The 19,189-nt window shown below is 30.4% G+C and carries 9 protein-coding genes; all 9 read left to right on the plus strand.

Annotation, left to right across the window (positions count from 1 at the left end):
- The first annotated feature begins 5 nt into the window (after positions 1-5).
- The 9 genes from Q0731_RS11080 to Q0731_RS11120 all read left to right on the plus strand — a co-directional run bounded on the left by Q0731_RS11080 (position 6) and on the right by Q0731_RS11120 (position 19,079).
- Positions 6-1,418 (plus strand): glycosyl hydrolase family 16, encoded by a 1,413-nt coding sequence (locus tag Q0731_RS11080; RefSeq protein WP_299064027.1) that lies wholly within the window; start codon positions 6-8, stop codon positions 1,416-1,418.
- Between the two features lie 11 nt (positions 1,419-1,429).
- A complete protein-coding gene (locus tag Q0731_RS11085; RefSeq protein WP_299064029.1) occupies positions 1,430-2,257 on the plus strand; it encodes a glycoside hydrolase family 16 protein in 828 nt (275 codons plus the stop codon).
- 22 nt (positions 2,258-2,279) lie between these two features.
- The gene (locus Q0731_RS11090; RefSeq protein WP_299064032.1) at positions 2,280-4,724 is read left to right on the plus strand and encodes a PKD domain-containing protein; all 2,445 of its coding nucleotides are present in this window, start codon (positions 2,280-2,282) and stop codon (positions 4,722-4,724) included.
- Positions 4,725-5,037: 313 nt separating this feature from the next.
- On the plus strand, positions 5,038-8,496 hold the full coding sequence (locus Q0731_RS11095) for a hypothetical protein (protein WP_299064035.1): 3,459 nt from the start codon (positions 5,038-5,040) through the stop codon (positions 8,494-8,496).
- A 23-nt stretch (positions 8,497-8,519) separates the two neighbouring features.
- The gene (locus Q0731_RS11100) at positions 8,520-9,788 is read left to right on the plus strand and encodes a glycosyl hydrolase family 17 (RefSeq protein ID WP_299064038.1); all 1,269 of its coding nucleotides are present in this window, start codon (positions 8,520-8,522) and stop codon (positions 9,786-9,788) included.
- Between the two features lie 11 nt (positions 9,789-9,799).
- Positions 9,800-11,290 (plus strand): glycoside hydrolase family 30 protein, encoded by a 1,491-nt coding sequence (locus tag Q0731_RS11105; protein WP_299064040.1) that lies wholly within the window; start codon positions 9,800-9,802, stop codon positions 11,288-11,290.
- A 70-nt stretch (positions 11,291-11,360) separates the two neighbouring features.
- The gene (locus Q0731_RS11110) at positions 11,361-12,785 is read left to right on the plus strand and encodes an MFS transporter (RefSeq protein WP_299064042.1); all 1,425 of its coding nucleotides are present in this window, start codon (positions 11,361-11,363) and stop codon (positions 12,783-12,785) included.
- A gap of 306 nt (positions 12,786-13,091) precedes the next feature.
- Entirely contained in the window at positions 13,092-16,388 is a 3,297-nt protein-coding gene (locus tag Q0731_RS11115; RefSeq protein ID WP_299064045.1) for a VCBS repeat-containing protein, read from the plus strand.
- 372 nt (positions 16,389-16,760) lie between these two features.
- On the plus strand, positions 16,761-19,079 hold the full coding sequence (locus Q0731_RS11120) for a T9SS type A sorting domain-containing protein (RefSeq protein ID WP_299064047.1): 2,319 nt from the start codon (positions 16,761-16,763) through the stop codon (positions 19,077-19,079).
- Positions 19,080-19,189 lie beyond the last annotated feature (110 nt).

Consider the following 19,189-nt stretch of genomic DNA (forward strand, 5'->3'; position numbering starts at 1 on the left):
AAGAAATGAAAATTATACAATTTATAGATTCGAAAATCATATTTGTTTTAGGATTGTTTTTGATAACATTTACAAGTTGTGAAAGACATCTTTCAGACGAAGCTGAATTTGCTACACATGCAACTACTGCCGAAATTTTTATTGACGGTTTTGAAGGTGGTTTAGATTACTTTCCTTTTGGAGGTTCTTTTTTAGAAGCATTTTCAGTAGATACAGATGAAAGTTATACAGGAGAAGCTTCAATGCGTTTCGATATTCCTTCTTTTGGAGTTGGTTTTGGAGGAGCAACTTTTCCAAGCACAGCACCAAGAGATTTATCAGGATATGATGCCTTAACCTTTTGGGCGAAAGCTTCTAAAGGAGCAGATATTAATGAAATTGGTTTCGGAATTGATGGAAACGGAAGTAAATACCAAGTTACAGCAAGTAATCTTGCAATATCAACAAAATGGACAAAGTATATTGTACCTATACCAGACCCTAAAAAGTTAATTGAGCATATAGGTATGTTTTGGTATGCAGAAGGTGCAGAAAATGAGAATGATGAAGGAGGTTATAGTTTTTGGATTGATGATTTGCAATTTGAAAAATTAGGAACTATTGCACAACCACGTCCTGCTATTTTAAATGGAGAAGAAATTACAGAACAAGCTTTTAATGGAGGTACAGTAAATTTGGCTGATCGTGGTCTTACTCAAACATTTAATTTAGGTTCTGGTGCCAATCAAACAGTTTCTGTTGCTCCCTCATATTTTACATTTAACTCTACAGATGTTGATGTAGCAAGAGTAAGTGAGTTAGGAGTTGTATCTATAGTTGGTAATGGAACAGCAACAATAACAGCAACATTAAACGGTGTAAAAGCTCTTGGATCATTAACAATAGAAACTATTGGAAGTTTTGATTTTGCTCCAACTCCTACATTAGCTTCAAGTAGCGTGATATCAATTTTTAGTGATGCCTATACTAATATTCCTGTTGACTTTTTTAATGGTTTTTGGGAGCCTTTCCAAACTACATTATCTGCAGATTTTACTTTAAATAATAATAACATATTAGGTTATACTAATTTTAATTTTGTTGGACATCAGTTTTCAAGTCCAACTGTAGATGCTACTGAAAAATCTACTTTACATATAAATATGTACATACCAGCAGAAATACCAGCAGATTTAGATTTTTTAATTACTATAAAAGATTTTGGTCCCGACAAAGCAGATGGTGGAGGAGATGATACAACACAACAAGTGTTTTTCTATGCAGAAGATTTTGAAGCTTACACTTGGGCAACTTTAGAAATACCAATAACAATGGTAAATAAAAATAATATTGGTCAAATTATTTATGAGAATATTAATAACCCAACAACATCATCTATAGAGAGTTTTTATTTAGATAATATCTATTTCCATAATTAAAAATAAATAATATGAATAAAATATATAAAATAAAAGTATCACTATTTAAATCATTACTTATTGTATTCACTCTGTTTTTTGCAACAAGTTGTAATACAGATGAAGAGCAGACAGTTGCAACGTTTACTAATTTAGTAATGCAAGACGAGTTTGATACCAATGGATCTTTAGATAATACCATTTGGGATTTTAACATTGGTACAGGTACTAATGGTTGGGGTAATAATGAACTTCAATATTATACAGACCGTTCAGAAAATGCGATTGTACAAAATGGTGTATTAATTATAACGGCAAAAAAAGAAGATTTTAATGGTGCTGGTTATACATCAGCAAGAATACTAACAAAAGGCAAATTTGAACAGAAGTATGGGCGTTTTGAAGCACGTATTAGATTGCCTTATGGTCAAGGAACTTGGCCTGCATTTTGGTTATTAGGTGCTAATATTGATGAAGTGGGTTGGCCACAATGTGGAGAAATTGATATCATGGAAAATCGTGGACAAGAACCTACCTTAATTAGTGGAACAGTTCATGGTCCTGGTTATTCTGCTGGAGAATCTATAGGGAAATCGTATGAATTATTAAACGATAGATTTGATACTGGGTTTCATGTTTTTGGAATTGAATGGGGACCTGAATACATCAATTTTTATGTAGATGATGTATTGTATAATCAAATAACACCAGAAGATGTTACAGGAGAATGGGTTTACGATCATCCGTTTTTTATCATTTTAAATTTAGCTATTGGAGGTGATTATGTAGGGGCGCCAAATGCCGAAACTGTTTTTCCTCAAAGGATGCTTGTAGATTACGTTAGAGTTTATCAAAAATAAATAAAATTTAAAAATAAATATTATGAAACAAATCATTCAAAAAATAAAGCAAATTTCAATATTGCTTTTAGTTTTATCTTTTTTAAGCTGTGAAAAAGAAGATGAGAAAAATTTACCTCAAATAACAGCTGGTTTTACCTATACAATTAATGTAGATACAGGTACTGTAACTTTTATAAATATTTCTGAAAGTGCTGATAGTTATGAGTGGTCTTTTGGAGACGAGACAGAAAACTCACCAGCAACAACATCCACAGAAGTTAATCCAATACATACATTTGCAAGTGGTACTTATACAGTATTGTTAAAAGCGAAAAATGTTGCGGGAGCTTCTAATACTTTTGAGAGCATTATTACTTTCGAAATTCCAGAAGTATTTGCTTTTCCAGTAACGTTTGATAATGCAAAAGTGAGTTACACTGTAGCTACTTTTAGTGGTACTACTTTTAAGATAGTAGATAATCCTGCATTAGGAGGTACAAATAATGTTGCCTCTAAAGTAGGTGAAATTGTAAATAGTGGAGCAGCTTTTGAAGGGATAGCTTTAGAATTAGGAACAGATTTAGATTTAACAACAAACAAATCAATAAAAGTTAATGTTTGGTCAGATAAAGCTGTTGATGTTTTATTAAAATTAGAAATATCAGAAAGTGATGCCGTTGAAACAGCAGTAAATCACACTGGTTCTGGATGGGAAGAATTAACATTTAGTTTTAGTTCATCAAAATCATATCCTAAAGTTGTTGTTTTTATTGATGGACCTGGAGCTACTACAGGAACCTTTTATATTGATGATTTAGTTCAAGTTGCATCAGAAGAATCTCCTGCTCCTTTATGTGAAGCAGAAACAATGCAGTCTTTAAATGCGGTAGATTTTAATTTAACTTTTATGGCAGATCCAGCGTCTAGCTTAACAATTATACAAGACAATACAACCTATGAATATATAGATAATATTGCAGCTACAGATGCTAATAACTCATGTAAAATAGGTAAGCTAACCAATAGCAACCAAAACCCTTGGGACAATTTACAAATAGATTTAGCAAGTAAATTAACTTTTACAAATGGATCAAACTTTACAATGAAGGTGTATTCGCCTCAGTCTGGGTACAAAGTAACTATGAAGCTTGAAGATAAAAATGATAATAGTATTAAGACAGAAGTAGCTTCTTCAGCGACAACAAAAACAAACGAATGGGAAGTAATTACAGTTCCTTTTGGAGCTACTGATAGTGGAAAGTATGATAAAATTGTACTGTTTTTTGATTTAGAAACACAAAACGGAAACACGTATTATTTTGATGATTTAAAATTAAACGCTGGTTCTGGTGGTGGAAATACTGGTGGAGGAGCTTGTACTACAGATGCTGCTCAATCTCTTAGTGCATCAAGTTTTGATTTAACTTTTTTAACAGATATTGGTACTATAGCAACAAAAGGTGCAGATGTTGGTAAGTTTTTTCAAGACAACACAACGTATGAATATGTTGATAATCCAGGAACTTCTTCAGTAAATAATTCATGTAAAGTAGGTAAGGCTACAAACAGCAATCAAAACCCTTGGGATAATTTACAAATTGATTTAACAAACAAATTAGCATTTACTGATGGATCAAATTTTACAATGAAAGTATACTCGCCACAATCTGGTTATAAAGTAACTTTAAAGTTAGAAGATAAAACAAACGGAGGAATTGCAAAAGAATTTCCTTCTAATGAAACAACTACTAAAATTAATGAATGGGAAGTACTAACTTTTCCTGTAAGTGCAGCTGATGCTAATATATATGATAAAATTGTATTGTTTTTTGATTTACAAACTCAAAATGCAAACACGTATTATTTTGATGATTTAAAGTTGAACTTAGGTTCTGGTGGTGGAAATACAGGTGGTAATTCAGGTGGAAGTGGAACCTCAAGTACTCTTGGAGGGGGAACTGGATGTGATGATACAATTACATGCCCTGCTGCTCCAGTAGGTGAATTATTATTTAACGGAGATTTTGAAGCATGTGACTGTGATTGGCAATTAATTAACAATGGAGGTTTAGTAACCATCTCAACAACAATTAGTAATGGGGGTACAAAATCTGCTCAAATTCAATCTGCAGCGGGTGTAAACCCAGCATTAAAGCAAGAAAGACTTGGTGCAGGTCTTATTCAACCAAATACTACTTATGTTGTTACTTTTGATATTAAAGCATCAGGTGAATTTGGTGAGGGTGGTTTGTTCAAGGCATTTACTTTTTCTGAAGGAGAAAATGGTGGAGACGTAGCTGCAACTCAACATGTTCTAACAGAGAATACTACTAGTATTTCATCTGCTTCTTGGGAAAGTAAATCGTATACTTTTACTACTCCAGGATCTGCAGCTCAAGTTGCAGGAGGAATATCTTTCTTAGCTGAGTTAGTAAACAGTGCCGCTTCAGTAAACATAGATAATGTAGTTATAAAAGCTCAATAATTAGTTTTTTACTATTATTAATAAACAGCTTGAGTAATCATTAATTCATACTCAAGCTGCTTATTATAGAGCATTAATAAAAAGAAGTAAAAGTTTTGTAAGAGCTAAGTTTTTAGATGTCATAAATATTTTGTTGGCTTTTAAGAATCGTTTTAAGCTATATTTAAAACGATATAAAAACACCTCAAATAAAATAAATTGATCTCTAATCTAAGGAGGGAAAAAAGAACAAAACGAATACACAAAAAGTACTAACCAATATTTTGAATAACGAATTACTATTTTTTTAGAGATTCATAGAAGGCTAATTTTAATGACAAAGAATACTATTTTTTTAGGAGAAAATAAAGCAAACTTTCAAGCCCAAGAGGTAAAAGGAGAAATGATAAACTTTGAGAACGAAGTTTATTACAAGATTTCTAATAGCAATGAAATGAGACCTTTTTTTATGAGTATTGTCTCAGACTCTAACCACTGGATGTTTATTTCAAGTAATGGAGGTCTTACAGCTGGTAGAAAAAATAGCGAACATTCTCTTTTTCCATATTATACAGATGATAAAATTACAGAATCTGCAGATATTACAGGAAGTAAATCTATTTTTAGGGTAACTAAAAACGGTAAAACGTATTTATGGGAACCATTTACCCAAAGGCAAATCGGTTTGTATCAAACAACACAAAACGTATATAAAAATAGCTATGGTAACAAAGTTGTTTTTGAAGAGGTTAATGAAACTTTAGGACTTACTTTTAGATATCAATGGAGCTCTTCTGATCAATTTGGATTTGTAAAAAAATCTACGTTAGTAAACAATACATCAGAAAAAATAGACATCATATTTATAGATGGTTTGCAAAATATTATTCCTTCGGATGTTGAAACAGATTTACAAAACTCAAGAAGTAATTTAGTTGATGCTTACAAAAAAAGTGAATTACAAAAAGAAAGTGGTTTAGGTATTTTTGCTTTAAGTGCTATTATTGTTGATAAAGCAGAGCCAAGTGAAGCTTTAAAAGCAAATATAGTTTGGTCTTATGGTATTCAAAACCCAACCTATTTGTTATCATCTTTACAATTAGATAATTTTAGAAAAGGCAAAGAAATTTATCAAGAAGAAGATGTTAAAGCAGAAAAAGGTGCTTATTTTATTAGTACTGCAATTGTTTTAGAAGCCAATGAAACCAAAGAATGGAGCTTTGTAGCCAATGTAAATCAAACAATTGGTGATATTCAAAAAATAGCATCAGCAATAAAAAAAGATGAAAATTTAACAGAAATTATTGATAAAGATATTGACCTTGGTACTAAAAATTTAATCGCTTTAACAACTGCAGCTGATGGTTTACAACTAACCAACGACCCATTAATTAATACAAGACATTTTGCAAATACACTTTTTAATTTAATGCGAGGTGGTACTTTTGATGATGATTATAAAATTGAAAAAGAAGATTTTAAAAAATATATAGGTAAAGCAAATAAAGAGGTTTTTAAAAGTAAAGAAGCAACTTTAAATAACTTACCAGATGTATTTACTCTGGATGTAATTTTGGATATTGCAGAGAAAGATGCAAATAAAAATTTTAAAAGACTTTGTTTTGAGTACTTACCTTTAAAATTTAGTAGAAGACATGGAGATCCAAGTAGACCATGGAACAAGTTTTCTATAAATACTAAAAGTGAAATTGATGGTTCTAAAATTTTAGATTACGAAGGAAATTGGCGAGATATTTTCCAGAACTGGGAAACCTTAGCTCATTCGTATCCAGAATTTATTGAGAGTATGATTCATAAATTCTTAAACGCCACTACTTTTGATGGTTACAATCCTTATAGAGTTACAAAAGATGGTTTTGATTGGGAAGTTATAGAAGAAAATGATCCTTGGTCTTATATTGGTTATTGGGGAGATCATCAGATTATTTACTTATTAAAATTCTTAGAATTTATAGAGAATCACTATCCAACTCAATTAGAAAAACGTTTTACAGAAGACATTTTTGTCTATGCAAATGTGCCTTATGTAATTAAAAGTTATCAAGAAATTTTAACAAATTCTAAAGATACTATTGATTTTAATTACAAATTACAAGAAAAAATAGAACTAAAAAGAGAAAACTTAGGAGCTGATGGAGCTTTAATAAGAGACGCAAAAAATACAATTTATCAGGTAAATTTATTAGAAAAATTATTAGCAACAGTTTTAGCAAAAGTATCTAATTTTATTCCTGAAGGAGGAATTTGGATGAATACCCAAAGACCAGAATGGAATGATGCCAACAATGCTTTAGTTGGTAATGGAGTTTCTATGGTAACTTTAAATTATTTAAATCGTTTTATAAATTTCTTTGAAAAAATAGTTGCCAAATCATCAACAGAAAAAGTAAATATTTCTGGTGAATTGGCTCTCTTTTTTAATTCTGTTGTAGTAACATTAAATCAGCATAAAAACATACTTTCAGGCAAAGTTTCTGATACAGACAGAAAAACGATTTTAGATGGTTTAGGAGAAGCTGCAAGTTTGTACAGAACTACTATTTATAAAATTGGTTTTTCAAGTGATAAAACTCAGGTTACAAAAACCGAATTATTAGCATTTTTTACCATCACAAAACAATATTTAGAACATACGATTAAAGCAAATAAACGTTCTGATAATTTATATCATTCCTATAATTTAATGACCATAGAAAATGATACACAAGTATCTATTTCTTATCTGTCTGAAATGTTAGAAGGCCAAGTTGCTGTTTTAAGTGCTGGTTATTTATCATCAAAAGAAGCATTAGAGGTTTTAGATGGTATGAAAGCGAGTGCGTTGTTTAGAAAAGATCAATACAGTTATATTTTATACCCAAATAAAAACTTACCACGTTTTGATGAGAAAAACGTAATTCCGACTGTTTCTATAGAAAAATCTGAATTGTTATTAAGATTAATGAATGATGAAAACACGCAAATAATTAATAAAGATATTACAGGTAAATTTCATTTTAATGCAAACTTTAATAATGCGAATAGTTTAAAAGAAACATTCGAAAAATTACCAGAAAATTATACTGATTTGGTTGTAAAAGAATCAGATTTAGTACTCTCTATTTTCGAGGAAGTATTTAACCATAAAGCATTTACAGGTCGTTCAGGAACTTTCTTTGGTTATGAAGGTTTAGGGTCTATTTATTGGCACATGGTTTCTAAATTATTATTAGCAGTTCAAGAAAATTGCTTATTGGCTGTAAAAAATAATGAAAGTGAAGCTCTTATCGGGCAATTATTAGATCATTATTATGAAATTCAGGCTGGTATTGGAGTGCATAAATCGCCTAAATTATATGGTGCTTTTCCTACAGATCCTTATTCTCATACACCAGCAGGCAAAAGAGCACAACAACCAGGAATGACAGGTCAGGTTAAAGAAGATGTGTTGAGTAGAATTGGTGAATTAGGTGTTTTTGTAAAAAACGGACAAATTATCTTTAACCCAAGATTGCTTAGAGCAAGTGAGTTTGTTACATCAACAAAAAACTTTAAATACACCAATATAAACAAAGAAGATACATCAATTGTAATAGAAAAAGATTCGCTTTGTTTTACTTATTGTCAGGTTCCAATTATTTATACCAATGCTAAAGAAGAAGGCATAAAAGTGTTTTTTACAGATGATAAAGTAGAAGAGTTTTCAAACTTGAGTCTTGATAATAAGGTTTCTAAAATGATGTTTAAAAGAACAGGAGATATAGATAGAATTGAAGTTTCAGTAATAAAATAAGTTTAGATAAAGGAATCCCAAATATGAAATTAATTTTTAAAATAGTCATTCTTAGTATTGTTTTGATTTTTGGGTGTACTTCTAAAGAGAAGAAAATAGTACAGCAAAAAAGTATAATGAATGCAGCATATATTTTAGGAAATTCTGAATACTTGGCAATATCTTATGGAGGCTACAGAGCTACTTCAAGAGATATTCAACCAACGATTACAGAGTTAAAAGAAGATCTTAAAATATTATCTGCAATGGGCATTAAAATTTTAAGAACCTACAATGTGCAGCCAAAATTGCCTCATGCAGCAAATGTTTTAGAAGCCATTCATCAACTTAAAAAAGAAGATGCTAATTTTGATATGTATGTAATGTTAGGTGCTTGGATAGATTGTTTGAATGCTTGGACAAATAAAGCTCCAAACCATAATATTGAAAGTGCACAAAATGAAGGAGAAATAGCAAGAGCAGTTGCTTTGGCTAACAAATACCCAGAAATTGTAAAAGTAATTGCTGTGGGTAATGAAGCCATGGTAAAATGGGCAGAAAACTATTACGTACAACCAAATGTTATTTTAAAATGGGTAAACCACTTACAAAATTTAAAGAAAAACGGAGCTCTTGCTAAAGACATTTGGATTACAAGTTCAGACGATTTTTCTTCTTGGGGTGGAGGAGATGAATTGTATCATACAAAAGATTTAGAAAGTTTAATAAAAGCAGTAGATTATATATCTATGCATACTTATCCTTATCATAATTCACACTACAATCCTGAGTTTTGGAAAACACCAAATCATTTAAATAATCTTTCTGATAAAGAAAAAATAGATGCATCAATGTTAAGAGCATTCAATTTTGCTAAAAACCAATACAATGGTGTTAAAAATTATATGAAAAGTTTAGGGGTTGATAAACCAATTCATATAGGAGAAACAGGTTGGGCAACCATTTCTAACGGACATTATGGGGCAAATGGATCAAGAGCTACAGATGAATATAAACAGGGTTTGTATTACAACTACATAAGAAATTGGACAAATAAGCAAGGAATTTCTTGTTTCTATTTTGAAGCTTTTGATGAACAATGGAAAGATGCAAACAACCCAAATGGCTCAGAAAATCATTTTGGATTGATAAATCTAAAAGGAGAAGCAAAATATCCGCTTTGGAGTTTGGTTGATGATGGAGTTTTTAAGGGTTTAACAAGAAACGGAAAACAAATTACTAAAACATACAATGGAGATTTAGAAACTTTAATGAAAGATGTTTTTGTACCTAATACAGACTATAAAAGATAAAATTCATCAGAATGAAAACAAAATATTTTTTTTACGCACTATTTTTATTGATGATGATAAGTTGTAATCAAAAAAATAAAAAATTATCTGTTGATGTTTATGAAACCTCAGAAGCTGGAAATAAGCTAACTAAAATATCTGAATTTAAAGCAGCTGAAAATCCATCAACAATAACCATAAATACTAATACAACATATCAAACTATAACTGGTTTTGGGGGTGCTTTTACAGAAGCTTCTGCTTATTTACTAAATCGATTGAGTAAAAAAAATAGAGATACTATTTTACAAGCTTATTTTGCAGAAGAAGGAGCAAATTATTCACTTACAAGAACCCACATGAATTCTTGTGATTTTTCATTAAGTAACTATTCGTATTCTCCTGTTCTAGAAGATGTTAATTTAGAGCATTTTACAATAAAAGAAGATATGAATGATTTAATTCCGATGATAAAAGATGCGATGAAAGTATCCAAAGACGGATTTAAAATATTTGCATCTCCTTGGACAGCAGCTCCTTGGATGAAAGATAATAACAAGTGGGTTGGAGGAAAATTATTACCAAAATATTATGATACTTGGGCTTTATTCTTTTCTAAATATTTAAATGCTTATAAATCACAAGGAATAAATATATGGGGTTTTACAGTAGAAAATGAACCTCATGGGAATGGAAATAATTGGGAAAGTATGCATTTTACCCCAGATGAAATGACGGAATTTGTACAACACCATTTAGGTCCAAAATTAGAAAAAGATGGTTATGGAGATAAAATTATTTTAGGATATGACCAAAATAGAGAAGGAGTTAAAGAATGGGTAGACTCTATGTATGCAACTCCAGAATCTTCTAAATATTTTGATGGAACAGCCATTCATTGGTACGAAAGTACGTATAAGGTTTTTTCTAAAGAATTACAATATGCACACTACAAAGCACCAGATAAGTATTTAATCGAAACAGAAGGTTGTGTAGATTCTCAAGTTCCTGTTTGGCAAGATGATGCTTGGTATTGGAAAAAAGAATCTACAGATTGGGGTTGGGACTGGGCTCCAGAAGAAGACAAATATTTACACCCAAAGTATGCTCCTGTTAACAGGTATGCAAGAGACATTATTGGTTGCCTAAATAATTGGGTAGATGGTTGGGTAGATTGGAACATGGTTTTAGACAAACAAGGAGGCCCAAATTGGTTTAAAAATTGGTGTATTGCTCCTGTAATTGTAGATCCAGAAAAAGATGAAGTTTATTTTACACCCTTGTATTATACAATGGCTCATTTTAGTAAATACATTAGACCCAAGGCTAAAGTTATTGGCATAGAAAATACAGATAAAGAGTTACAAGTAACTGCAGCTCAAAACCCAAATGGTTCTATTGCAGTGGTGGTTTTTAATGAAGGAAAAACTAAAAAGAGTTTCAAATTACTTTTAGGAGAAAAGGAAACACTTGTAAATATAGATGCACAAGCATTACAAACTATAATGATATCATCAAAATAACAGCCAAAAAATCAAATAAATCTAAAGGTTTTAAAACCTATTAGATGTAATTAACTAAAAAATAAAATTTATGTCAAGCAGCATCTTAGCATCAAAAAGTAAAGTACCTATGGGTCAAAAAATTGCCTTTGGTTTAGGCATGCTTGCCAATCAAATGTTTCCTGCAGCTTTGGGTATTTTTATGGTTGTTTTAATTCAAGATTTAGGTTTCCCTACTTGGATGTGGGGAGTATTATTTTTTCTTCCAAGAGTTTTCGATTCAATATCAGATCCTATTATGGGATTTATTTCAGACAATACAAGATCTGTTTGGGGTAGACGTAGACATTATGTGTTTTTAGGAGCAGTTATAATGGGGATTTCTTTTGCTTTGATGTGGCAATTATACAAGGTAGATACTTTAAGTTATAATTTTATGTATTTCTTATTTTGGTCTTTAGTTTTTTATTTAGGGTTAACTATTTTTTCTGTGCCTTATGTTGCAATGGGTTATGAAATGAGTGATGATTTTCATGAACGTACCAACATTATGGCAGTTGCACAATGGATTGGGCAATGGGCTTGGGTAATAGCTCCTTGGTTTTGGGTTGTTATGTACGATCCTTCTTGGTTTGAAGGTGGAGCAGCAGCTGCAACAAGAAATTTAGCAGTTTGGGTTGCTGTTATTTGTGCTATTTTAGCAATGATTCCTGCTATATTTATAAAGAGTAAGTCTACTAAAGATGATGAAAGTTTAACACCTTTAACATTAAAAACAATAGGAGGTAGTTTAAAAGAAATTTTAGTCAATTTTAAAGAAGCTTTTAAAATTCCTGTATTTAGAAAATTATGTTTTTCAACATTTTTAATATTCAATGCATTTAATACAGTTGCAGGTTTTTCATTTTTTATAGTGGTTTATTATTTATTTAATGGAGATGCAGCAGCAGCAGGTATTTGGCCAACTTTATTAGGGAGTGTTGGTGCTTTGGTAACTACTTTTTTAGTGATTCCTGTTGTGGCTAAAATATCTAAAACATTGGGTAAAAAGAAAGCTTTTTTAGTTTCTCAAGGAATTTCTGTTATTGGTTATTTAATGCTTTGGTTTTTATTTATCCCAGGAAAACCTTATATGTTTTTATTTGCATTGCCTTTTTTCTCATTCGGAATTGGAAGTTTATTTACCTTAATGATGTCTATGACTTCTGATGTGATAGATATTGATGAATTAAACACAGGTAAAAGAAGAGAAGGTGTATTTGGAGCAATTTATTGGTGGATGGTAAAGTTTGGTTTTGCGATTGCTGGTTTATTAACAGGAGCAATAATGGCTTTGGTAGGTTTTGTACCAGATGCAGAAAACTCAGAAGCATCTATTACTGGTATCAGATTGTTTTATTCTGGTTTACCAATTGCTGGTACTTTGGCTGCAATGTGGATTATGCGTAATTATGATTTAACAGAAGAAAAAGCATTGGAAATAAGTACAGCATTAGAAAAGAAAAAAAATCAATAAAAATAGAATATCAGTGTTCTTATAAGAAAATATAGTATTTATTTTTCATCTTTTGATAAATCTATGAAAGTTAGCCATAATTGAAGTGTTTAATGTTATTCGAGATTTTGGAAAAAAAGTAAAAAATTGAAATTTTAAATAGCTATAAATTCTTTAACATTTATTTTGCGAGTTTTCTATCAATAGAAAGTTCGCTTTTTTATTCAATAATTTTTTAGTTGCAACTAAAAATGTATCCTAATAATTAAAGGATTGTACTAAAAACAGCAAATATTTTTTATATTTACTTTTAATACCAACACAATTATGAAAACTAAATTACTTTATTTTAACGTACTATTATTTGTTGTTTTTTTTATAATTTCTTGTCAAAATACAAAACGTAATTTATACCCAGAAACACTTGTTGGAGGCTTAGAATTATTATCCTCAGAAAAAACAGGAATTGATTTTAACAATAGCATAAAAGAAACAGCATATTTTAACCATTATTTTTATGCTCAAATATATGTAGGTTCTGGAGTTGCAATTGGCGATTTAGATAATGATGGTTTGCCAGATATTTTCTTTGGTGGGAGCCAAGTTGGAGATAGATTGTACCATAACAAAGGTGGTTTTAAATTTGAAGATATTTCTAAATCGTCTAAAATAGTAAGAAGTCCAGGTTGGACTTGGGGTGTTACAATGGCAGATATTAATGCCGATGGGTATTTAGATATTTATGTAAGTAGAAATGGAAATTCTTTAGATATTGATAAAAGAAGAAATTTACTCTTTATAAATAATCAAGATTTAACTTTTACAGAGTCTGCAGCCTCTTATGGATTGGCAGATATAGGTTTTTCTACACAAGCTGTATTTTTTGATATGGATAATGATGGAGATTTAGACATGTATCAAGTAAATCAACCAGCAGACAATAAAATACTACTCGTAAATAAAGTAACTCCTAAAGATGTTGAATCTTTTAAAGATAAAATTTATAGAAATGATGCTGGGAAATTTACAGATATTTCTAAAAGCACAGGTATATCTAGAGAGTTAGCTTATGGTTTAAGCGTAAACGCAACAGATTTTAATAATGATGGATTTGTAGATTTATATGTCTCCAATGATTATGCCGCTCCAGATTTTATGTATTATAATAACGGAGACGGAACTTTTAAAAATGTAATACAAGATAAACTAAAACATTTTTCACAATATAGTATGGGTTCTGACACAGGAGATGTAAATAATGATGGTTTAATTGATCTTTTTACAACAGACATGACTCCAAATGATCATTACAGATCTAAAATGAATATGGCTACAATGAGTAGTGATGCTTTTAATGAAATCGTAAAAACAACAAATAGTTATCAATATATGACCAATACATTACAGATAAACAATGGTGTAGGTATGTTTTCTGATATTGCAAATTTAGCAGGAATTTCTAATACAGATTGGAGTTGGGCAAGTCTTTTGTTTGATGTTGATAATGATGGATTTAAAGATTTAATAGTTACCAATGGTATAAAAAAAGATATTGATAACAATGATGCCAAAAGAGATGTTAGTGCAAATTCTAAAAATATTACTTATGATGAATTATTTAAATATAGTAAAAAAACTCCATCAAACCCTTTAAGTAATTATGTTTTTAAAAATAGTAAAGGTTTTGATTTTATAAATAAAAGTGAAGACTGGGGCTTTAATACTCCAAGTTTTTCACATGGAATTGCTTATGGTGATTTAGATAATGATGGCGATTTAGATGTTGTTATCAATAATATGGAAAAACCTGCATTTGTATATGAGAATAAAGCTACAGGAAATTTTTTAAAAATAAAATTAGAAGGATCAGATAAAAATCAATTTGGTTATGGTGCCAAAGCTATTATTAATCATAATGGTAATTTGCAAATTGCAGAGAATAATGTAACACGTGGTTTTTTATCCTCTGTAGAGTCAGGCTTATTTTTTGGATTAGGAAAAGATACTAAAATAGAAAAAGTATCAGTTATTTGGCCAGATGGTAAAACTAGTTTTTTTAATAATATTTCAGCAAATCAAACACTTACCGCTAAATATTCTAACGCAAAGTTAAAGGGTAAAGAAAATAAAGAAAACAGTACTTTATTATCACAAATAGATGCTAAAAAAATAGGGCTTACTTATACTCACAAAGAAAACGAGTTTAATGATTTTGCTGATGAAATTCTTTTGCCTCACAAATTATCAACAAACGGACCTTTTTCTTCAGTTGCAGATGTAAATGGTGATGGTTTAGAAGATATATTTATTGGTGGTGCAGCAAAACAAGCAGGTATTTTGTATATACAAAACAACGATGGAAAATTTAAAGAAAGTCAATTTCAACCCTGGAGTATTGATAAAGATTCAGAAGATTTAGGGGCATTATTTTTTGATGTTGATGGTGATCATGATCAAGATTTATATGTTACAAGTGGAGGTAGCGAATTTAAAACAGGAAACCCCTTATTAAAAGACAGGTTATATATTAATGATGGTAAAGGTGTTTTTACAAAAAATTCAAAAGCAATTCCTAATATTTATGAAAGTTCACAATGTGTTAAAGCTTCAGATATTGATGCTGATGGAGATTTAGATTTATTTGTTGGTACAAGACTTATATCAGGTAAATATCCTTTTCCTGCTACAAGTTATTTTTTAATAAATGAAAATGGAACATTTAAAAAAGCAAAAGAAAGTATTGCTAAAGAGTTTCAAAATTTAGGAATGGTTACAGATGCTGTTTTTAGTGATATTGATAAAGATGGTGATGATGATTTATTAATAGTAGGAGAGTGGATGAAAATAAAAGTGTTTAAAAATGATAAAGGAATATTTAAAGATGATTCTGTAAATATTGGTATCACTGATCAATTTAGAAGTTTATGGTGGTCAATTACTGCCAATGATATAGATAATGATGGAGATGAAGATTATATAGTTGGTAATTTAGGTAGAAATAATAAATTTAAAGCATCAAAAGAACATCCTTTTAAGGTATATGCTAATGACTTTGACAATAATGGTACAAATGATATTGTTTTAGCTAAATATTACAAAGATAATTATGTACCTATGAGAGGAAGAGAATGCACAAGCCAGCAAATGCCCTATGTTTCAGAAAAATTTAAAGATTACCATAGTTTTGCATCTTCAAAATTATTAGATATTCTTCCAGAAGATAAAATTGAAGGAGCTGTCATTTATCAGATAGAAAATTTTGAAAGTATTATTTTAATCAATGAAAACGGAAAACTTATCTCTAAAGACTTACCTATACAAGCACAAGTGAGTCCAATTAAAAGTGTTATTGTAGATGATTTTAATTCAGATGGTTTTAAAGACATTTTAACAATTGGTAATCATTATGGGGTAGAAGTAGAAACAACACGTTATGATGCAGGTTATGGATCACTTTTTTTAGGAGATGGTAAAAATAACTTTCACTTTATACCTGCATTAGAAAGTGGTCTTCATGTTCCAAAAGATACTCGTTCTATTCAGCAAATAAAAATAGCTAAAGAAAATGCATTTTTGATGACCAATAATAACGATTCTTTATTTCTATTTAAAAGAAATTTTTGATGTTTATGTAATTTAAGGTCAATTAATTGCACGTATTTTAATTCAACTTTTGTTAACAAAACAAAAATACTACAATACCAAATTTCTATTTGTGTAAATTTACCACAACATTTCCCATACATTTATTTTTATTTTTATTTTAATAGTAAATATTTATCAAGATTACAATTACGAATTCCTTATAAAACCTAATGATTTTTGATAATTTATCAATAAATGTATTTATTTATTATAATGTATGTTTTTTGTTGGGGCAATTTATTCTAATTTAATTATTTAATTTTCTAGCTTAGCTAAAGCTCAAGTAAATACTTTATAAGTATATTGAAAAAGTATTTAAAACATTAATTATTAACCCATTTAATATTTATTATGAAAAAAATTACATTATTTATTTTTCTATTGACAATGTCAATAGGGTATGCACAACAAACTTTAGTGCAAGATTTTGAAACAGGTACAGATGGACTTGGAGAACCATTTGGAGGTGCAGCAGCAGAAATTGTAGCAGATCCAGCTGTTGGAGGAACTAGAGGTCAGGTTGCAAAACTAACAGCTTCAGCATCAGGAGAAGTATGGCAAGGGTTAAATGTTAACATGACAAGTAATGTTACTTTAACTACCGATAAAACCATGGAAATAGACATTTATTCTAATGAAGCTATTACAATTGCACCAAGAGTTCAAGGAGGATTAGATGGAGCTCCAGTATCAACAGCTGTAGTTTCTCACACAGGTAGTGGATGGGAGACTTTAACCATAACGTTTAATACAGGTTCAAATAATGATCAGACTGCAAATGGGGTTTATTCAGAATTTGTTATTTATTATCTATGGGATAATGGCTTTATAAGTCCTGCAATTGATAGAGTTTTTTATGCAGATAATATTAAAGGGATTGTAGTTGAGGACGAAGTAGTGGTTGTTGAGCCTGAAGATAAAGATTTAGTACAAGATTTTGAAACTGGTACAGATGGACTTGGAGAACCATTTGGAGGTGCAGCAGCAGAAATTGTTGCAGATCCAGCTGTTGGAGGAACTAGAGGTCAGGTTGCAAAACTAACAGCTTCAGCATCAGGAGAAGTATGGCAAGGATTAAATGTTAACATGACAAGTAATGTTACTTTAACTACCGATAAAACCATGGAAATAGACATTTATTCTAATGAAGCTATAACAATTGCTCCAAGAGTTCAAGGAGGATTAGATGGAGCTCCAGTATCAACAGCTGTAGTTTCTCACACAGGTAGTGGATGGGAGACTTTAACCATAACGTTTAATACAGGTTCAAATAATGATCAGACTGCAAATGGAGTTTATTCAGAATTTGTTATCTATTACCTTTGGGATAACGGTTTTATAGACCCTGCAATTGAAAGAGTTTTTTATGCCGATAATATTAAAGGGATCGTAGTTGAGGATGAAGTAGTGGTTGTTGAGCCTGAAGATAAAGATTTAGTACAAGATTTTGAAACAGGTACAGATGGTCTTGGAGAACCATTTGGAGGTGCAGCAGCAGAAATTGTTGCAGATCCAGCTGTTGGAGGAACTAGAGGTCAGGTTGCAAAACTAACAGCTTCAGCAACAGGAGAAGTTTGGCAAGGGTTAAATGTTAACATGACAAGTAATGTTACTTTAACTACAGATAAAACCATGGAAATAGACATCTATTCTAATGAAGCTATAACAATTGCTCCAAGAGTTCAAGGAGGATTAGATGGAGCTCCAGTATCAACTGCTGTAGTTTCTCACACAGGTAGTGGTTGGGAGACTTTAACCATAACGTTTAATACAGGTTCAAATAATGATCAGACTGCAAATGGGGTTTATTCAGAATTTGTTATTTATTATCTATGGGATAATGGCTTTATAAGTCCTGCAATTGATAGAGTTTTTTATGCAGATAATATAAAAGGAATTGCAGTTGCAGCTCCAGTAGTCAATACGCCAACAATAGCAGCTCCAACTCCACCAAATAGAAATGCAGAAGATGTGATATCTATTTATAGTGATGCCTATACAAATGTTGCAAATAATTTTGATGCAGGTTGGTGTGGTCCAAGTTCCGTTGAAATAATTCAAGTAGAAGGTAATAATACCGTTGAATATAAGGGAAATGCTTGTCAAGGAATTGTTTTAGATGCAGCTATGGATGCTACTGCTTTTACTAATTTACATGTAGATGTTTATATTGACGCTACTGTAGATGTAACTTCAAAAGTGTTTAATTTAAAATTTGTAGGTGTACCAAATACAATTTTTAAAGAATATCCTTTTAATGCCGGTACAACACCAGCTTTAGTAGCGGGTTCTTGGGTAAGTATAGATATTCCTGTAGATTTATCTACAATGTCTAACTTTAAAGAATTTGGTATCACAGCTGATAACCTTACAAATCAAGTTTGGTATGATAATTTATACATTTACAAAGGTGCTCCTTTAAGTATAGATAAAAACAATTTATTAAATATAAGTGTATCACCAAACCCTGCTAGAAATGATTTAAAAATTTCTACTCAAGGTACGATTGATAATGTAACTATTTACAATGTATTGGGTAAGAAACTAGTAAGTAAAATAATTGGTAGTAGTGAAGGTGTCATAAATGTTTCTAACTTAAAAACGGGTATTTATATTTTAAAATATACTGTAAATTCTAAAGTAGGAACTATGAAGTTTGTAAAAGAGTAATTTAATAATTTTATAATTCTGATAAAAAGGATGCTGAAAAGCATCCTTTTTCTTTTTATAATTTTAAGTTAGTTAATAATATTATTTGTTATATTTTAATAATATTTTCT

It is taken from the genome of uncultured Polaribacter sp., from assembly GCF_947497695.1.
In the GTDB taxonomy this organism is placed as follows: Bacteria; Bacteroidota; Bacteroidia; order Flavobacteriales; family Flavobacteriaceae; genus Polaribacter.

Coding starts and splice junctions, on each gene's coding strand:
- Q0731_RS11115 (WP_299064045.1), top strand. CDS start 13,092: ATGAAAACTAAATTACTTTATTTTAACGTACTATTATTTGTTGTTTTT.
- Q0731_RS11100 (WP_299064038.1), top strand. CDS start 8,520: ATGAAATTAATTTTTAAAATAGTCATTCTTAGTATTGTTTTGATTTTT.
- Q0731_RS11080 (WP_299064027.1), top strand. CDS start 6: ATGAAAATTATACAATTTATAGATTCGAAAATCATATTTGTTTTAGGA.
- Q0731_RS11105 (WP_299064040.1), top strand. CDS start 9,800: ATGAAAACAAAATATTTTTTTTACGCACTATTTTTATTGATGATGATA.
- Q0731_RS11095 (WP_299064035.1), top strand. CDS start 5,038: ATGACAAAGAATACTATTTTTTTAGGAGAAAATAAAGCAAACTTTCAA.
- Q0731_RS11085 (WP_299064029.1), top strand. CDS start 1,430: ATGAATAAAATATATAAAATAAAAGTATCACTATTTAAATCATTACTT.
- Q0731_RS11090 (WP_299064032.1), top strand. CDS start 2,280: ATGAAACAAATCATTCAAAAAATAAAGCAAATTTCAATATTGCTTTTA.
- Q0731_RS11110 (WP_299064042.1), top strand. CDS start 11,361: ATGTCAAGCAGCATCTTAGCATCAAAAAGTAAAGTACCTATGGGTCAA.
- Q0731_RS11120 (WP_299064047.1), top strand. CDS start 16,761: ATGAAAAAAATTACATTATTTATTTTTCTATTGACAATGTCAATAGGG.